The sequence below is a fragment of the Aminobacter sp. MDW-2 genome (assembly GCF_014250155.1).
GTDB lineage: Bacteria > Pseudomonadota > Alphaproteobacteria > Rhizobiales > Rhizobiaceae > Aminobacter > Aminobacter ciceronei.
The window spans coordinates 3,501,322-3,519,107 of record NZ_CP060197.1 but is presented as its reverse complement, the minus strand read 5'-3'; the positions used below and the strand labels follow the sequence as shown (position 1 = coordinate 3,519,107).

Sequence of the window (17,786 nt, the reverse complement as noted above, 5' to 3'; positions counted from 1 at the left end):
GCCAGAGCTCCGGCTCTGGCGCACCTATTGCAATTCACAATCTTGGGGAAACTGGTTGGCGACCGCTAATGGCGGTCTCGCCGATAAGTGCTGCAAGCCGGCCGCAACCGCTGTGCCGCCTACTGGTTGCCTTTGGTCAGGATGTCTTCGGCAAGCGAGATCGCCGTGCGGCGATCGGATTCGTCGGCCAGCGCAAATGCCTCTTCCTGCATGCCGCGGATCCAGGGCTGGTCGGAGGGCTGAGCCCGTTCGAGGGCCGCGGTCATCATGGCAAGGCCGCGCACCACCTTGCCGCTCTGGAACAAGAGATTGCCAAGCGTCGCCTGCGCGCCGGCATGGCCCTTTTCCGCCGCCAGCTGCAGCCAGCGGCCGGCCTGCTTGACGGACGCCTTCACGCCACCGTCGCCCTTGAGGAACATCTTGCCCATCTCGTACTGGGCATTGGCATTGCGGTAGTTGGCGGCGGCGCGCATGTAATATTCCTGCGCGGCGACCGGATTGGCCGAGACCGGGCTTCCCGGGATGCCTTCCTTCATGTAGCCACCGAGTGCCACGAGCGCATCGGAGACATAGCTCTCCTCAGGCGAGCCGGGCTCGACATCCTGCTCGGCGATCTCGGTGAAGAACTTGAAGGCCTCGTAGTCGTCCTGGGCGACGCCGTCGCCTTCAGCATACATGCGCGCGAGCTTCCAGGTGGCGCCGATCTGGCCATTTTCAGCGGCGTAACGATAGGCCTCGACGGCCTGGTCCTTGTGACCGCTCTTGTAGGCGGAGAAGCCGAACTGGAACACAGCCCACGGGTTCGATTCCGGCTTCACGCCGGTCTTGTCGTCGAACACCTTGTCGTCGAACGCCAGCGCCTCGCCTGCGGCGCCCAACAGGGAGACCGCGACAAGCGCCGAAAAGGCTGATTTTCTTACCAACTCAGATATGCGCATGGCAGTACGTTTCTTCCGCCCACCTCGGTGGGTGACCTTGGCCTCGCCCTGCGGCTCGGACACAATTCCAGATCGTGTCCGGCTTTTCGGCCGGACCCGGATTCCACTCTTTCGCCCTCTCCACGCTTTCGCAGTCGGACCGCGCCAGGCCAGCCTCTGTGGCCGTCTGCGCCAGGTCCACGACATCGATCACATCAAGATGCGCGTTGTTTTCGACCAAACTACGGCCAAGGCCTTGCAAGAAATCGTGATCGGCGGCCGACTGCGCAGCCACGCCAGCGGAGTGTTTGGCAGCGCCAATACTTCCGACGATAGCGCGAACACTCGGTGCCAGGCAGGAAAAGCGACGTCCAAAGGCCGGTGCGGCCGTCTTTCGACGGCTGGGCAGCTTGGCCATGAAGGTCGCCTTGGCGTTCATTTCTGTTCCTGCCGCGACATGGCGGCCTTGCTGTTGGTTTCCATTGCCAACGTCCCGCAACCGGGCGCTGGTCCGAAGACCTATTCGAGGTGCGCCGGGTTTATGGCGGGAAATTGGCAATGTCCCCGTCATGTTCCTTAGCCGATAGCTTGATTAAAAAGTGTTGCCGAATCGTCACAACTGTTGCCGACTTGCCGCGCCATGGTTTCCAAATAGGAAACGCGCTGCATCGGCGACAGGCCACAAAAAAGCCGGGCACAAGGCCCGGCTTCTTCGGATCAGATTGTGGAGCTTACCACTTCACGGCAAGCGAAAGCGAGCCCGCGTATCCTATGTCGCTTTCCGCGGTATAGATGCCAGGAGACGGAACGTCCGTCCCGGGACCAACTTGACGGAAATCTTGCGATCCGGCGGCGATGTACAACAGGCCGAGGCCGCCACGGATCTCAACGTTGCTGTTCGGCTTGTAGGAACCTCCAATGCCGAACGTCCACGTATCAGTCGAGATATCGTGCCCGGTGCCAACGCCGCGATCCCAAGTCACGCTAGCCGTACCAGCAAAGCTCTCTGTGAAGGCGTGCGCCACCCCCCCGGTGACGGTCCAACCGTCTTGCCAGAAGAAATTCAGCGTCTGATTGGCTGGGCTAAGTGGCGTCTTGTAGTTGATGACGTCCATTACGCTCCAATCGGTCCACTTTACGGAGCCGTAGGCCAGCCACCCGGGCGCTATACCTGATTGCACCTTTGCCTCGAAGCTCTGCGGGAACTTTCCCCAGCCCGTTGCCGGTCCGAGAACCGCTCCATTGGAAGTGAAGCTAAGATCGCCAGTCGCATCGATATCGGTCGCCGAGCGATACATCACCTGAGCACGGAGTGCGATCTCCTTGATCTCATATGCTGCGCCCACACGATAGCCAACCTGGCCATCTTGCAAGCTGAACTTGAGCGGTCGCGTAGGACCGCCGACCCACTGCTCAAAATCAAGCGACTGATAGAAAAGGCCACCGAGCAGGCTGAAGCGCCCTTTACCCACATCGACGCCGTACGAGCAAGTCCCACCAAATTCGTGGGTCAGAAACTCCTGCTCGGAAGAACCCGTCAATGAGGTCGGATCAAACCCGACCAACGCCCCATTTATCCTCAGACCGGTATAATCTGAATGCCCGCCGAAAGGCGTTGTATAGGTCAGCGCGCATGCGAACGCATCGTTGACCTTATATTTCGCCGCTACCGATGGGATGACATAAGTTGGGTTTTCGAACCCAGACGCGGGAATGCCGCCGCTGTAAGAATCGCGTGTTCGATTTGGTGCGACAACAGTCACGCCAGCCCTAGCCGCATTCCCTTCTTCAAACAGGATGTCCGTATCGGCCGTGCCCCGCGAAAAGCCGCCGGCCTGGGCTGCGCCTGCCGCAACGATCGTCAGCGCCGTTGCCCCCAGCAGCGCTTTGAGACGCGAAATGTTCATGGTGGTCCTCTCCCGAATGCCTCGTGACGAGAATTGAACGAATTCAGCCTGCTCACGCAACATTGATTTTTTGCAAACAATGGTGCCCCCGCGGAGCCGGTGCGGCGGAGGCCACCCCCTTCCGCTTACGCAAACGTCAATTTTAGCCAAATCCGCATCATTCGATCCTGAATCTCCAAGGAAATCCGGAACCGGAATGCAAAAACAGCCCGAAATCGGGCTATTTTGGAGGCTTGTTACATTATGGCAACAATCGGGCGCAAAATAGTTACATTGGCCACAATTTACGCAGCGACATGCCTTTTCTGACGGCACAAGCAAAACCTGCCGCAACGTCATCGTGCGGCAGGTTTTGAGCTTCGAATCGTCAGCCGGCGTCGCGAACGCGCGAGAGTGCCGTGTCGAGTTTTTCCTGCGTCCGGCGGTAGTCTTCGAGCTTCTCGCGCTCGGCCGCGACGATCTCTTCCGGGGCGGAAGCGACGAACTTCTCGTTCGACAGCTTCTTGTGCAGCCGGGCGATCTCCTCGGTCGTCTTGGCGAGCTCCTTCTGCAGGCGCGCCGCCTCGGCGGACAGGTCGATCAGGCTGCCGAGCGGCAGGCAGGCAGTGGCTTCACCGGCAACGATCTGGGCCGCACCTTTGGGGGCTGCCGTGTCATGGGTGATCTCGCCGACACGGGCCAGGCGCGCGATCGCCGACTGGTGGCGCTTCAGGCGCTCCAGCGTCTCGGCATTGGCACCGACGAAGACCAGCGGCGCGATCGCCGCCGGCGGCACGTTCATTTCGGACCGAACCGAGCGGATGCCGCTGACGAGATCGACGAGCCAGTTGATCTCGGCAGCAGAGCCCACATCCTCGAAATCGGGCGCCGGCCATGCAGCGTGGCACAGAAGCGACGTGCGCTCCTTGCCCTCGCCCGCGGTGTGCGCCCACAGCTCCTCGGTCATGAACGGCATCATCGGATGCAAGAGCTTGTAGATCTCGTCGAGCACGAAAGCCGCGACCGCCTGGCTTTCGGTCTTGGCGGCCTCGTCGTCGCCCATGAAAATCGCCTTGAGCAGCTCGAGATACCAGTCGCAGAAAGTGTTCCAGACGAAACGATAGGCGGCACCCGCTGCCTCGTTGAAGCGGTAGGTGGTGATCGCTGCCGTCACCTCGCGCGTCGCGCGGGTCAGCTCGGTCAGGATCCAGCGGTTGACGGTCAGCTTGGCGTCGTTGAGCCAGAAGGCGTCATTGCGCGCGACACCGTTCATCTCGGCAAAGCGCGTGGCGTTCCACAGCTTGGTGCCGAAGTTGCGGTAGCCGGCGATACGCGCCGGATCGAGTTTCACGTCGCGGCCCTGCGCGGCCATGATCGCCAGGGTGAAGCGCAGTGCGTCGGCGCCGTACTCGTCGATGAGTTCCAGCGGGTCGATGACGTTGCCCTTGGACTTCGACATCTTCTGGCCGTTCTTGTCGCGAACCAGCGCATGGACATAGACCGTGTGGAACGGCTCCTCTTCCATAAAATGCAGGCCCATCATCATCATGCGGGCGACCCAGAAGAAGATGATGTCGAAGCCGGTCACCAGCACGTCGGTCTGGTAATAGGTGTCGAGCTCGGGCGTCTTGTCCGGCCAGCCGAGCGTCGAGAACGGCCACAGCGCCGACGAGAACCAGGTGTCGAGCACGTCCTCATCGCGGGTCAGGATCTTGCCTGGTTCGAAATTCTCGAGGCGCTCCTCGACCCAGGCCTTCCACGGCCCTTCAAGCGCGAGATAGTGCTGGATCGCTGAATCGAGGGCTTCTTCCTCGCTGCGCTCGACGAAGACCTGGCCGTCCGGGCCATACCAGGCCGGAATCTGGTGACCCCACCACAGCTGACGCGACACGCACCAGGGCTGGATGTTCTCCATCCAGTCGAAATAGGTCTTTTCCCAGTTCTTGGGCACGAAGTTGGTGCGGCCCTCGCGCACCGAGCGCAAGGCAGGCTTGGCCATCTCGGCGGCGTTGACGTACCACTGGTCGGTCAGGAACGGCTCGATCGGCACGCCGCCACGGTCGCCATGCGGCACCATGTGCTTGTGGGGCTCGATCTTGTCGAGGAAACCGCCCTCTTCCATGATCTGGACGATCAGCTTGCGCGCCGCGAAGCGGTCGAGGCCGTGCAGTTGCGCCCACACGCCGTCGCGCATCTCGGTGCGCTCGACGCCTTCGAGGAACTCGTCGTTGTCGACGATGTTGATGTTGGCCTCGACGGTCAGGATGTTGATCTGCGGCAGGTTGTGGCGCTTGCCGACCTCGAAGTCGTTGAAGTCGTGTGCCGGCGTGATCTTGACCGCGCCCGAACCTTTTTCCGGATCGGAATATTCGTCGGCGACGATGGGGATCCTGCGGCCGACGATCGGCAGCACGACGTGTCTGCCGACGAGGGCCGCGTAGCGCTCGTCTTCGGGATGGACGGCAACGGCGGTATCGCCGAGCATCGTCTCAGGTCGCGTGGTCGCAACCGTGATGTAGGTCGCCGGGTTCTCCGGATCGTAGACCTCACCTTCGACAGGATAGCGGAAGTGCCAGAGATTGCCGTTGATCTCGTGCTGCTCGACCTCGAGATCGGAGATCGCGGTCAGGAGCTTCGGATCCCAGTTCACAAGGCGCTTGTCCTTGTAGATCAGGCCCTGCTTGTGCAGCGTCACAAACACCTCGATGACGGCCTTGGACAGACCCTCGTCCATGGTGAAGCGCTCACGCGACCAGTCGCAGGAGGCACCCAGCCGCTTCAGCTGGTTGAAGATCATGCCGCCGGACTCGTCCTTCCACTCCCAGACCTTGTCGACGAACTGCTCGCGGGTCAGGTCGCGGCGATGGATCTGCTTTTCCATCAGCTTGCGCTCGACCACCATCTGGGTGGCGATGCCGGCATGGTCCATGCCGGGCTGCCACAGCACGTTCTTGCCACGCATGCGCTCGAAGCGGACCAGAATGTCCTGCAGCGTGTTGTTCAGCGCATGGCCCATATGCAGCGAGCCGGTGACATTGGGCGGCGGGATGACGATGGTGAACGGGTCGGCACCCTCGGGCGCGCCGGCGCCTGCCTTGAAGGCGTCGGCATCTTCCCAGGCCTTGGCAATCCTGGGTTCGACTGTTTTGGCGTCGTAGGTCTTCTCAAGCATCGGAATTGGTTCCGTTTTGGTCCGGATCTGTTGGTCCGGTGTAAATCGGATGGGTGCAACCAAGTCAACAGCGCGGCAAGCACCAGCCGGAAACGAAAACGCCGCCCGAAGGCGGCGCTTTCATGTCGGCAGAGCCGAAATCACTGTGCGCCGCGTGCCACGCGTTCGATCTCTTCGCGTACCAGCCGTTCGACCAGCGTCGGCAGGTTGTTGTCCAGCCAGTCCTGCAGCATCGGCCGCAGCATCTCGGTGGCGATGTCGTCGAAGGACTTGCGGCTGCGCGCCGCGTACGCGTCGTTGAGCTCGCCGAAAGCCGCTGAGATCTGGCGACCCGCCTGTTCCGAGATGATCGCAGGCTTCGGCGCGGCCAGCTCTTCGGCCATGGCAGGCTCCGGCGTTGCCACTACGGTCTGGGCAACGACCTGAGGTGTCTGCTTCTCCGCTTCGCGCGGACCAGCCAGGCGCTCCATCTGCTCGACGGCGATCGTCGACTGCGGCGCCCAGCTTGCGGCAGCCGGACGGGTTGCTGCGGGCATCTCCACGATGGGCGCCGGTGTCTCGACGACGGGCGCTGGCGCCTCGGCGACGGTTGAGCGCATGGGCATTGCGGTGGCCGCCGCGACCTTCGGCTCTGCCGACGGCCACTTCGCGGGCTCGTCGCGCCGCGGCACTTCCTGCTTCGCGGCCATCGGTACGGCCTCTGCCGGCTTCACATCGACCGGCGCGGCCTTGGGCGCCTGGAACTCGGCCCGGAATGCCTCGACTTCGATGATGTTGCGGTCGCTGCGGTCGTCTTCGGGCTCCGGCCGCATCTGTTCGAAATCAACCGCCGGACGGCGTCCGGTATCGTTGTCTTCGATGATCCTGCGGATGGAAGCGAGAATCTCTTCCATCGAGGGTTCGCGCTGAGCGCTGCTAGCCTGAGCCATCGTCACATCCGCCGCCTTTGTGACAGGATACAAAATGCGCCCGCCGAAACGGGCGTCGAATCAGAGCCCAAGCGTAGCCGACTGATTCCCCTTCGAGAATCCCCAATCGGACACCCCTGGCGATTTCAACAGAATACAGTGTCCCGGCCGCTCGTCGGCAAAACGAAAACGGGCGCCTGCTCCGTAGGAGCAGACGCCCGCCTGATCAGGTAGCCGGCTCGCTGAAGCTCAGCGGCCGTCCGGCGTGCGGAGACCGATCCACTTGTCCTTGACGGCGTTGTAGTGCTCTTCCGGCTTGTACTTGGTCACCTGCAAATTGAGCCGCTCGACCGACAGATTGCCGGCGGCCGACAGGATGGCATAGCTCGCCACCACGACATCGCGCTCGGCGGTCGCCAGGTTGATCTGGGCGTCGATGACGTCCCTCTGCGAGTTGAGCACGTCGAGCGTCGTGCGCTGGCCGACATTGCGCTCCTCGATAACGCCATTAAGCGCCAGCTGTGCTGCCGAGATCACTTCGCGGTTCGCCGCCACCGCCTCACGCGCCGCCGCGTACTGCGTCCAGGCGGACGTCACCGCCTGACGAACCTGGTCGCGGCTGACATCGACTTCGATGCGAGCCTGGCCAAGCGATTCCTTGGACTGGCGCACGGTCGCCGAGGCACGGCCACCCTGATAGATCGGCACAACGAGCGATGCGCCGATATTGGCCGAGGTCGTCCAACCGTCCGGCGAGGTGATGCTGTTCGGTGAATTGTCGCGATGGACCTGCGAAATGCCGGCCGATGCCGACAGTTGCGGCAACAGCGCGCCTTCGGCCGATTTCACCGAGAAGCCCGCCGCGTCGACGAGATATTCGGTCGCCTGGATCGCCGGATGTTGATCGGCCGCCAGTGCTACAGCGCTGTCGAGGCTCTTGGGCAGAAGCTTGGACAGCGGCGCTGCCCCCTTCAGGTTCTTCGGGTCTTCGCCGACGAGTCGGCGATAGGTCGCAGCACTTGCCAGTGCCTGGGCGCGGGCAGCGGCCAATTGCGCAAGCGCCGACGACCGCGAGGCATCGGCCTGCGCCACGTCGGTACGGGTGCCCTCGCCCACGTCGAAACGCGAACGGGCAGCGCGAACCTGTTCGCCGAGGAACTGCAAATTGCGTTCCCTGAGCGCCGCGATCTGGCGGTCGCGGATCACATCCATATAGGCGCTCGCCGCATCGAACAGGATGTTCTGCTCGGTATTGCGCAAGCTCTGGTTCTGCGCGCGCACACGCGCCTCGGCAGCTGCGACGTTGTTCTTGGTCTGGAAACCGTCGAACAGCGACTGCTTGATCTCGATGCCGAACGAGCCGGTCGTCAGGTGGCTCGTCGAGTCCCGCCGCGTCGTCGAATAATCGATACTGGCGGAGCCATTGATCGTCGGCCGATAGCCCGACTTGGCGATCGCCACGCTTTCATCGATGACACGCACCCCGGCGCGGGCCGAATTGAGCTGGGAGTTGTTCTGATATGCCTTGGCCAAGGCCCCGAGGATCGTTTCCGCGGAGGCCGACAGCGGCGAAAGCGCCGTCGCGGAAACCAAAGCTACGGCAAACACACTTTTACGGAAAAACGACACGCGCGTCCCTCATTCATTCTGCGGCGAGCTGCCCGAAGACAGCTACTAATGCCCCTCGCCGAATCCGACAACAAGCGACCAATCTGGACTAGCACAGTCCAGAATCAATCACCCTCGTCCGCTCCTTAGATCATCACGACGCATTGCCCGCCGCAAGAAAAAGGAGATCAGAACTCAAATTCGTGTGTGCGATTGAAGCCGGGTAGTGGCTTAACTGCCGCATTGAAAGCACGACGCGCCGTCACTACGGCACCATCCTTGAGGAAGACGCTGGCGACGCCGGCGTTGCCGCGACCCTCTACGACGACCAGACGACCGCCGTCCTTGAGCTGGGCAAGCAGTGCCTCGGGGACCTGCTCGACACTGCCGCCGACGAAGATCACGTCATATGGCGCCTGCGACGGATAGCCGGCAGCGAGAGGTGCCGTTACCACGACGACATTATCATGGCCGAGCGACGAAAGCGTCGATGTCGCCTTTGCGGCAAGCGTGGCATCGCTTTCGAGCGCGATCACCGAGCTGGCGATGCGCGACAGCACCGCCGAGGAATAACCCGTGCCGCAACCGACATCGAGAACGAAGTCGCTCGGCGCAATTTCTGCCAGCTGTGCCAGCTTGGCGAAGGGCGACGGCTCCATCAGATAGCGCGGCTGATCAGCATCGGCGGTCGCGCCGTAGCGCATGTCTTCGTCGATATAGGCAAGCTCGCGATGGCCGCTGTCGACGAATTCTTCGCGCGGCACGGACAGCATGGCGGAGAGAATGGCTGCGTCGGTCACGTCGGTGGTGCGGACCTGGCCGTCCACCATCTTCACGCGACGTTCGGAAAAATCAGCGTTCATGTTCAACTGGTCCGCCTTCGGCGCGTGATGCGCAACTATAACTGCCCGAATGGGTCCTCGGCGGCGGTTGCCGAGGAAGCTGGAGGCCTCGCCCGGAATCGAACCGGGGTGCAAGGATTTGCAGTCCTCTGCGTAACCACTCCGCCACGAGGCCTCGCCGCTTCGGGCGTCTACAGCGCTCCAATAGGTTGCCAGGATTCCGCCGTCAAGCGGGAGACGACTCTTTCTCCGTGGGTTTTGGCTGCCGCCACGGCAAAGGACCTGGGAAAGGCTCAGCAAAGGATTTGATCATGCACCGCAGCAGCAAGAATCGCAGCAACGCCCTTGTTTTCCCTCCAGACGCGGCTCGGCCAACGCCTTCGCAACGTGCCCGGGCGGTGCAAGGGCGATGTCGGGCGATTCCCTGGCGTCGCCTGCGCTAGTTCGCTGGCCGCTTGCGCCGCTCCCACCAGATGATCAGCCTGCGGCGTACGCGGCGGACGACATGGAATTCGTGCGACAGGACCAGAAGTCCGAGCGGAATCATCCAGAAGCCAAGCACCGGCAGGAAGCCCAGCAGGCCAAAGAAGCAGAGGGCGACGCCGATGCCGATGCGCACCCCGCGCGAACGCGGCATGGCGAATTCGCGGCCGAAGATCGAAATCTTGCGTCTGGGTGGCTGCTGGGGGCTGGCGCTGGTCATTATCCCTGCATTTGCTCGATGAAGCCTGTGCGCCCGAATGACGCGCCAAGCCGGCAAGAGGCTTGGTAAAGCGGACATATGAGGCCGTCCCGGGGTGATTACCAGAAAGCTGTCTGGGAAAAACTCGCAAAAAGGTTCGATTACCGCTTTGCAAATCGAATTCCCGTTGCTATACGCCGCCTCGTTCACACCAGAGCGCTGTTCCCCGGTAGCTCAGTGGTAGAGCAACCGGCTGTTAACCGGTTGGTCGCTGGTTCGAATCCGGCCCGGGGAGCCACTTCATTCTCAAAGCATTGAAGTTTTCAGATCCGCCCTCGCCTTGGCGGGTCTTCGGTTATTGTCCGCTTACCGCGCAAACTGTCCTTGCAGGCCTGTCAGGCCTTTAGAGCGCAGATCACCTGATATCGGCCGCCGGCAGCGCCCATGTCAGTATTGATCGGCCTTTCACACCATCGCCGCTCAAGCGATTCGTCGGAATCAGACATCGCAACGAATTGCGCATTCAGCCTTAAGCAACCTGCAATATGTCCACTCTAGATATGCAACCGTATCTTAAGGTCATTTGTCGGGCGCAGGATGATACGTTTCCTCTCACTGGGCATTCTAACGCTGCTGCTGACCGGATGTTCGGACAGCGATTCGCCACCGCAAGGTAATCCTGCCGATTCCCTGAGAACGGACCGCTTCGGCTATCAGGTCGATTCGAACGTCATTGTCGGCAAGGACAATTCTCTCAGCTGGCTCAAATCGGTCGTCACGGGCTATGCACCCGTCGAAGGCGAGCGCCCGGCCAAGATCGGCTGGCTCGAGACGACCCAAAGCTGCAAGTTTCCGCTTCCGTCCGTCGGCGACAAGCTCGTCCAGATTCACACCAACGAGACCAATCAGGTTTCCGATGTCTTCGCCCTGTCGCAGGCGGAAGTGCTGGAGCGGGCGCAAGCCTATGTCTCGCAATGGCAGAATGACGGAAAGGACCCAGGCGTCAATTCGAACCGCTCCGGCGATCGGCTGAGGGTGGTCAATGTGGTCGTCACCGAAACGGCGGCGCCGGTCTATCTGGTGCTTGCCGGCGGTTTCGACACGCTCTGGAACATCCAGAAATCGCCCAATGCCCGCCTCTCGCGCGTTGCCATCATCGGCACGCGCAACGCCGGTATCGTCAATCTCGAGCCCGGCACGCCGGTCACCGTGCTGGCCGGCAACGCCGCCAAGGATTGCAAGATATCGATATCCCGCCGCCCACAACCGTTCTGGAGGGTCGTCGAGGCTGCCAAGGGCGGCGACCAGATCTCCAAGGAGGCGGTAGCCAGCCGCAATGCGATCTACAACAGATATGACCGCTGGTTCCGCGCCAGTTTCGGCAAGGCCAGCGAAGAGGTCACCATCGGCATCGACCAGATGAACCACGCCATCGTCGGGCCGCTGCCGGCATCACTCGAAGAGCGCTTGCCTTACCGTGGCATCACCGACGCCACCGTGCAACTCGCCCGCACCGACTACGCCTTCGTTGCCGCCTCCCGCGACGACTATGATTCGAAGCATTCCGATCTCGTCACCAAGAAGGCACAACAGCTCGCCGGAGGCGACCTCACAACTCTCAATCGGAAGCAATGACGGCCATGCAGGGCAGTTTTCTCAAGATCGTGGTCGTCGTGCTGCTGCTGTTGGTCGGCGCGCCGCTCATCGGCAGCCTGATCTTCAACGTCGCCGCCGCAGCCTACATCATGCAGATGATGGGCATGGTGAGCGACAGCCAGGAAAAGGCGGCTGAACGGCGGGCATCGGATTTCCAGGGCGTCAAGGTCGTGCCCGAGGGCGCGCCGGGTCTGGTGGCGCTGCGCAACTTCGACGACTTCGAGCAGACACGCACTGTTTCCCTCAACATGCATATGCGGCTGACGGACATCCGGCGCGGCGACCAGAACGCTTTCGACGCCAACGACGTCGAGGCGTATCTCGCGTCTCGCCTGCCCGTCCTGGCGCGCGCCGAATGCGACCTGATCGTCAAGGCCTTCGCCAGCAAATGCGCGGTCAACAGGGTTTCGGCCCGGCCGACGGAAGATCTGTACCAGGTCAGCATGCGCCTGACCTTCGTCCAGCGCGAGCCATTCGGCGAGGTCGCCAAGGCGCCCGAACTCAACTACGTAGAAATCCCGCTCAACCTGAATGACGGCGACGACAAGTCGATCATGACCGACAGCTGGGTTTCACAACGGACGAGGTATTACGACGCCGTTGCCAAGGGCTGCGCCAAGATCCGCGCCCAGAACAAGAATTGCGCCATCATGACGCTGACAATCGCCTCGACCCCGCAACGCGGCAGCTCGGCCATCAAGGTCAATGCCGGCGCCCGCTACGCGATCCTGCAGTGACGGGGTGATCCTGCCGGGACGGCTTGCGGCACGGCGTTGCCCTGCCCGCACGACCGCTCTCCGCTTAATGCCGAGGCCCGCCGGACAATCGCCCGCGCAGCCATTCGCCCTCGCGCAGATTCGCGAACGACCAGCAGCAGTGCTGATTGCCAGATCAGCGCGGAAACCATGACAGCGACCAGCCCAACTTCCGGAACGCCCGTCATCGCCTCGCCTCATGACATCCTCGCGGCACTCCCGGTGCCAGCGGGCTACGTCAATGTCGAAAAGGGCAAGATCGAGGTCGACGGCGAAGGCGCCGTGCTCATCCGCATGGAACGTGCGGACAAACGCCATGCTGGCCTGGGCGGCGAGCATTTCAGCACCGTGGGCGCCACCTCCGGCAGGCTCAAGGGCTTCGTGCGCATGCATCTCGCGCTGCGCGACGGCGCCCCGCCCAGCCAGGACGAAGCGCATGACATCGCCATGCGGTTCCTGTCCGACCATGCCGCCGACCTTCTGTCACGCCGCGAGGTCAGCTTCATTGCTCCGCATGACGAGACGATCCGCGCTGACGGCAAGAGCACAACGTTGACGGGCATGAAGGTGAAAATGCGCAATCTTGTCGACGGCCGCTGGTTCTAGGTGATCGTCGGCGCCGACCGCGAGGTGATGGTGTTCGAGCGCGACATCGTCTGGGCCAACCTCAAAGGCCGCCGCCAGAGCGAAAAATGGCTGCATGACAGCTGGCTGGCAGAGCAACGCAAAACCGGCGGTGCCTGAGCCCGGGCCGGCCTGCAGCATCGTCCAGCGCGGAATGCCTCAGCGCGAGGCGAAAATCGACCAGTTCATCCTTTTGGTCAGCCGTTCCAGCGCGATCGAGCCCAGCATCGAGTTGCCGCGCGCATTGAGCCCCGGCGACCACACGGCGATCGATGCCACACCAGGCACGATCGCCAGGATGCCGCCGCCGACGCCGCTTTTTCCGGGAATGCCGACGCGGAAGGCAAACTCGCCCGAACCGTCATAGTGTCCGCAGGTCAGCATCAGCGCGTTGATGCGGCGGGCGCGCTCGCTCGAGACGATCGAGTGACCCGTCTCCTCGATGCGCCCGGCATTGGCCAGGAACCGCCCCGCATTGGCCAGTTGCAGGCAGCTCATGGCGACGGCGCAATGGTGGAAATAGACGCCCAGCGTCATCTCGGGCGCGTGGTTCAGATTGCCGAACCCCTTGAGATAGTTGGCCAGTGCGAAATTGCGGAAGCCGGTGGCGCGCTCGGAATTGGCCACGTCGCGGTCGATGATGACAGAATCGTCGTCGGCCACAGTGCGCATGAAGCTCAGCACCTCGCCGATCGCTTCGCGCGGCTGGTGGCCCGACAGCAGCACGTCGGAGACGACGATGGCCCCGGCATTGATGAAAGGATTGCGCGGAATGCCGTGTTCGAGTTCGAGCTGGACGATGGAGTTGAAGGCCGTGCCTGAAGGTTCGCGCCCGACGCGGTTCCACAGCTGGTCGCCGACGCGACCAAGCGCCAGCGCCAGGGTGAACACCTTCGATATGCTCTGGATCGAAAACGGCTCGTCGGCGTCACCGGCCGCCGCCACTTCGCCGTCGTTCTTGACCACTGCGATGGCGAATTTGGCCGGATCGACCTTGCCCAGTTCTGGAATGTAGGAGGCAACCTCGCCGCGCTCCGTCTGCGCTGCCATCTCGGCGACGATCTCGTTCAGCGTATCCTGGAGGCTGGGCATGACACTTCCTGCTTCGACCGGCTCGAACCGGCAGGCCGTTCTACATCAAGTCGCGCGCGACGCCACCCATCCCCTGGTCATCACAGAGCGGCACAACCCTGACGCTTTGTGGGCTGGCGGCCGCCGAATCGTCGAAAGATGTGCCGAAAGCGAAACTTTTGTAGCGGCGATTCACGTATCCCTCACGTTGCGTCAACACGGCACTGTTACAAGCAACCTCTAATGTTCGTTCAACCCACCAAACGGAGACGTTGCGATATGCGTTTTTCTGATGTGCGTGAGAGCCTGCGGAGCATCGGCGTGGTCATGAGCAAGCGTGGTGAAACCATCCGGCTCAATTATTTCGGCGGCCTCGAAGATACGGCCAAATACGCAACCGACCTGCAGGAAGCGCTGGCGCTTGGCAGGGAACTCGCCGGCCCCCGCCGCAGCAACGGCTCGTCGGGACGCTGACCTTTCACGACTGGCGACGCGACGGCGCACGATCTGCGCGTCGCGGTCACCGAGGCGATTGCCGAAACGCTTGGCGCGTGAGGAACATGGACCCCATCTGATGGGCCGTCAAATCTGCATTTCACGGCTGTTTTGACGTTTCACTCACGCCGCAATCACCCCGCCTCCCCTAACGTCCTTCCGAAATCAGGCCGGAATCAGCTCCGGCAAGAGTGGTGAGGAACGCTGGAATGCTGCAGGTTTTGCCCGGTGCCAGAAGCATACAAGCACGCGCACTTGCCGGAATGTCGTTGTATGCTCCCGATGCAAGTTGCGAGGACCACAGGCGATTCGACCTGTGGTACGCTCTTCAGGGGCATGGACGACCTGCAGCGAAGGTCCGCACGATGGCTGGTGAAGACGCCAGTACGCTTTGCAATATCTACCTCTTCGGGGCGCTGGCCGTCACCGACGCAGCCGGCGCGTCGTGCACGCCCAAGGCGCAAAAGTCGCGCGCGCTGGTGGCCATGCTGGCACTTGCTCCACGCGGTGCCCGCTCGCGTATCTGGCTGCGCGACAAGCTATGGAGCGACCGCGGCGAGGAGCAGGCCGCAGCCAGCCTGAGACAGGCCCTCGTCGACGTCCGCAAATCGCTCGGCCCGATCGCCGACAGCATCATCATTTCCGACAACCACACCATCTCGCTCGACCTCAACCGTGTGTCGGTCGACGCGCTGCAGTTGCTCGACCCGTCGCGCCAATCCGTGCCCAGCGAAGTCGAGCTCGAATCCTGGCCGGAGCTGCTCGAAGGCCTCGACATCGGCGACCCCGAATTCGAGGAATGGCTGATGCTCGAGCGGCAGGTCTGGCAGGGCCGGCTCGAAAATGCGCTCGGCCAGCGCGACGTCAGCCCCAAGGACAGGCGCAGCAACGGCCTCATCCCGGCCCAGGGACAGAAATCGGGACCGAATTCCTCCGACGGCGGCAACCGCAAGTCGCGGCCGCTGACCGGGAGCCGGACCGGCTGGTCGGTGGCGCTGCTGCCGCCGGCGATCTCAGGCGATGCCTTCGGGGCAGAATCGCTGCCCGACATGTTTTCCGAACTCTTGGTGCGGTCGCTGCTCGAAGGCGGCGAACTGACCGTCTCCGACCTGTCGCGGCCGGATCTGTCGCCGACGCAGGAGCCGGAAACGGCGTTCGATTCGGTGGCGCTGGCGATTCAGGTCCGCTACCGTTTTTCGGCCCACCAGGCCTATATCAGCGTCAGTGTCCATCGCACCGCCGACCGCAGCCTGCTGTGGATGGGCGGCGCCACGCTTGAACGGCGCGCGATCGAGGCAGGCGAAACCTCGGCGGCGCACCAGCTCATCAACGAGGCGATGGACGAGTTGCGCAAATATTTCATTGCGCGCTCCGAACAGACCGACGACGCCGTCGAGGCCGAGAGCCTCTATGCCGCCGTCAACGCCATGTTCCGGCTGTCGCGCAACGACCTGGTCATGTCCGAGGCGTCGCTCCGGCGCATCATCGCCCAGCGGCCGTCGTCGCAGGCCTATGCCTGGCTCGCCTTCCTGATGACTTTCCAGGTCGGCCAGCGTTTCTCCGATTCTGCCGTGGCCATCGAGCAGGCTCAGCATTACGCCCGCAAGGCGCTGGAACTCGATTCCAGCAATTCGGTCACCCTGGCGCTCGTCGGCCATGTGCATTCGTTCCTGTTCGGCGAGTACGACTACGCATCGGGCCTGTTCGAGCGCGCCATCCGCGCCAACCCGACCCAGGTGCTCGGCTGGGACCTCTATTCGATGCTGCATGCCTATGCCGGCCAGCCGGACAAAGGGCTCAGCCTCGCCAACTGGGCGCGCCATCTCGGAGCCTACAGCCCCTATCGCTACTATTTCGACACCTCGCGGCTGATCAACGCCACGCTCGCCGGCAATCATCGCGTCGCCATCGAAGCCGGCGAGCAGGCGCTACGCGAGCGGCCCGATTTCAATTCGCTGCTGCGTTATCTCGTGGCGAGCCACGCCCAGCTCGGCGACATCCGCGCCGCCCGCTCGCTGCTCGACCGGCTGAACGTCGTCGAACCCAATTTCTCGATCAGCTCGCTGATCGACGCCCGCTATCCAATCATGCGCACCGAGGGCGGCGCCAATCTGATCTCCGGTCTGATCAAGGCCGGTGTCAAAAAAACATGACGGACGCGCCGAGCACCGCACATTTCGATCAATTCAATGGGGAATTCAGTGTCTGGCAACGACAGCTCCGCGCCTGCTGAGGGCGGCTTTTCGCACTTTCTCGATCAGTACCGCTTCAAGATCGCCGGCGACGACGTGCTGCCTTGCGCGGCCACGGATCGGCCTCCGATCGTGTTGGAAACCACACTCGCCTCCGGCGCCGAGGCGATGGTGATGTCGGCCGGAGTCGCCAGTGCCGCCATGAGCGCCGGCGTGCTCAACAAGGCCTCGCTCAACAAGAACAAGAATAAAAACAAGAACAAAAACAAGAACAAGGGCAGCGCTCTTCAATCGGGATCAGGCACTGGATCGCAGGCAAGCCTGATCCCGGCCTTCGAGCTCAGGCGTCTGCACACGTCGCCCTCGCCACATGCGTTCACGGCAGCGCGCAAATTCACCTGGGAGCAGCTCGACATTCCGCTGCCGCCCGGCCCCGACGTCACCCGTCTCGAAACGACAGTCATGCTTTCGCTGCAGGCCCGTGACCGCGAACGCTCGCGTCGCAAGGACGACATCGAGCGCGAGGCGACGCTTGACGTCTCCGACTTCACCAAGCCGCTGGGCATCGACGGCATCAGCGGCTTCGACCAGACCGAGGGCCTGTTCCAGTCGATCCTGACGGCCTGCGAATATGTCGGGCTGATCTACAAGGCAAAATTCAACCGCACCCGACCCAACCAGGTCGAGCCACGCCTGCGGCTCATGCTGCCCAATCCAGCGCACCAGGCCTATCCGAGCAACCACTCGTTCCAGTGCCACTCGATTGCCTTTGCCTTCAACGCCATCCTGCCGGAGCACCCGGCGACGGAGGAGCTGTCGCGCATTGCCCGCAAAGTCGCGGAAAACCGCGAATGGGCAGGCCTGCACTATCCCAGCGACACCAATGGCGGCCGGGCGCTGGCACAGCGCTTCCAGCCATATCTGCGTGACGCCTTCATGGCGAACTATCTCGCCGCACAGCGCGAATGGATCTGAGGG

General features: G+C 62.5%; 16 protein-coding genes and 2 tRNA genes. 8 read left to right on the top strand and 10 right to left on the bottom strand.

Features of this window, described 5'->3' with window-relative positions:
- Positions 1-119: 119 nt before the first annotated feature.
- The 9 genes from H5P29_RS17265 to H5P29_RS17225 form a co-directional block, all read right to left on the bottom strand.
- Positions 120-938, bottom strand: a complete 819-nt coding sequence (locus tag H5P29_RS17265) for a tetratricopeptide repeat protein (protein WP_154384044.1) — start codon at positions 936-938, stop codon at positions 120-122.
- Entirely contained in the window at positions 925-1,356 is a 432-nt protein-coding gene (locus H5P29_RS17260; protein WP_154384043.1) for a hypothetical protein, read from the bottom strand. The genes H5P29_RS17265 and H5P29_RS17260 overlap by 14 nt, the downstream gene beginning before the upstream one ends.
- Before the next feature lie 292 nt (positions 1,357-1,648).
- A complete protein-coding gene (locus H5P29_RS17255) occupies positions 1,649-2,824 on the bottom strand; it encodes an OmpP1/FadL family transporter (RefSeq protein ID WP_154384042.1) in 1,176 nt (391 codons plus the stop codon).
- A gap of 367 nt (positions 2,825-3,191) precedes the next feature.
- Positions 3,192-5,975 (bottom strand): valine--tRNA ligase, encoded by a 2,784-nt coding sequence (locus tag H5P29_RS17250; protein WP_154384041.1) that lies wholly within the window; start codon positions 5,973-5,975, stop codon positions 3,192-3,194.
- Positions 5,976-6,115: 140 nt separating this feature from the next.
- Positions 6,116-6,904, bottom strand: a complete 789-nt coding sequence (locus H5P29_RS17245; RefSeq protein WP_154384040.1) for a PopZ family protein — start codon at positions 6,902-6,904, stop codon at positions 6,116-6,118.
- Between the two features lie 228 nt (positions 6,905-7,132).
- Positions 7,133-8,512 carry a TolC family outer membrane protein gene (locus H5P29_RS17240; protein ID WP_185910112.1) on the bottom strand — a complete coding sequence of 460 codons (1,380 nt, stop codon included), beginning with the start codon at positions 8,510-8,512 and terminating at the stop codon, positions 7,133-7,135.
- 167 nt (positions 8,513-8,679) lie between these two features.
- Positions 8,680-9,354: a protein-L-isoaspartate O-methyltransferase gene (locus H5P29_RS17235; RefSeq protein ID WP_154384242.1), complete on the bottom strand. Its 675-nt coding sequence runs from the start codon at positions 9,352-9,354 to the stop codon at positions 8,680-8,682.
- Between the two features lie 80 nt (positions 9,355-9,434).
- Positions 9,435-9,508 (bottom strand) — tRNA-Cys (locus H5P29_RS17230).
- 264 nt (positions 9,509-9,772) lie between these two features.
- Positions 9,773-10,036 (bottom strand): hypothetical protein, encoded by a 264-nt coding sequence (locus H5P29_RS17225; RefSeq protein ID WP_067961585.1) that lies wholly within the window; start codon positions 10,034-10,036, stop codon positions 9,773-9,775.
- Between the two features lie 202 nt (positions 10,037-10,238).
- On the opposite strand from H5P29_RS17225, the gene H5P29_RS17220 reads away from it, so the two are divergent.
- The 5 genes from H5P29_RS17220 (at position 10,239) to H5P29_RS32340 (ending at position 13,170) form a co-directional block, all read left to right on the top strand.
- Positions 10,239-10,313 (top strand) — tRNA-Asn (locus H5P29_RS17220).
- A 299-nt stretch (positions 10,314-10,612) separates the two neighbouring features.
- Positions 10,613-11,650: a hypothetical protein gene (locus H5P29_RS17215; RefSeq protein WP_154384039.1), complete on the top strand. Its 1,038-nt coding sequence runs from the start codon at positions 10,613-10,615 to the stop codon at positions 11,648-11,650.
- The gene (locus H5P29_RS17210) at positions 11,647-12,408 is read left to right on the top strand and encodes a hypothetical protein (protein WP_185910111.1); all 762 of its coding nucleotides are present in this window, start codon (positions 11,647-11,649) and stop codon (positions 12,406-12,408) included. Before H5P29_RS17215 ends, H5P29_RS17210 begins: the two co-directional genes overlap by 4 nt.
- Positions 12,409-12,576: 168 nt before the next feature.
- Entirely contained in the window at positions 12,577-13,032 is a 456-nt protein-coding gene (locus tag H5P29_RS32345) for a hypothetical protein (RefSeq protein WP_210252495.1), read from the top strand.
- Entirely contained in the window at positions 13,033-13,170 is a 138-nt protein-coding gene (locus H5P29_RS32340; protein WP_210252494.1) for a hypothetical protein, read from the top strand.
- A gap of 39 nt (positions 13,171-13,209) precedes the next feature.
- On the opposite strand, the gene H5P29_RS17200 is transcribed toward H5P29_RS32340, so the two are convergent.
- A complete protein-coding gene (locus tag H5P29_RS17200) occupies positions 13,210-14,142 on the bottom strand; it encodes a glutaminase (protein ID WP_154384037.1) in 933 nt (310 codons plus the stop codon).
- 258 nt (positions 14,143-14,400) lie between these two features.
- Here H5P29_RS17200 and H5P29_RS17195 point away from each other — a divergent pair, with 258 nt between their 5' ends.
- The 3 genes from H5P29_RS17195 (at position 14,401) to H5P29_RS17185 (ending at position 17,783) form a co-directional block, all read left to right on the top strand.
- Positions 14,401-14,595 carry a hypothetical protein gene (locus tag H5P29_RS17195; RefSeq protein WP_067961573.1) on the top strand — a complete coding sequence of 65 codons (195 nt, stop codon included), beginning with the start codon at positions 14,401-14,403 and terminating at the stop codon, positions 14,593-14,595.
- A gap of 386 nt (positions 14,596-14,981) precedes the next feature.
- Positions 14,982-16,769 carry an SARP family transcriptional regulator gene (locus H5P29_RS17190; protein WP_154384036.1) on the top strand — a complete coding sequence of 596 codons (1,788 nt, stop codon included), beginning with the start codon at positions 14,982-14,984 and terminating at the stop codon, positions 16,767-16,769.
- Positions 16,770-16,817: 48 nt separating this feature from the next.
- Positions 16,818-17,783, top strand: coding sequence for a phospholipid phosphatase (locus tag H5P29_RS17185; RefSeq protein WP_371818569.1), 966 nt, complete (start codon positions 16,818-16,820; stop codon positions 17,781-17,783).
- The last annotated feature ends 3 nt before the right edge of the window (positions 17,784-17,786 follow it).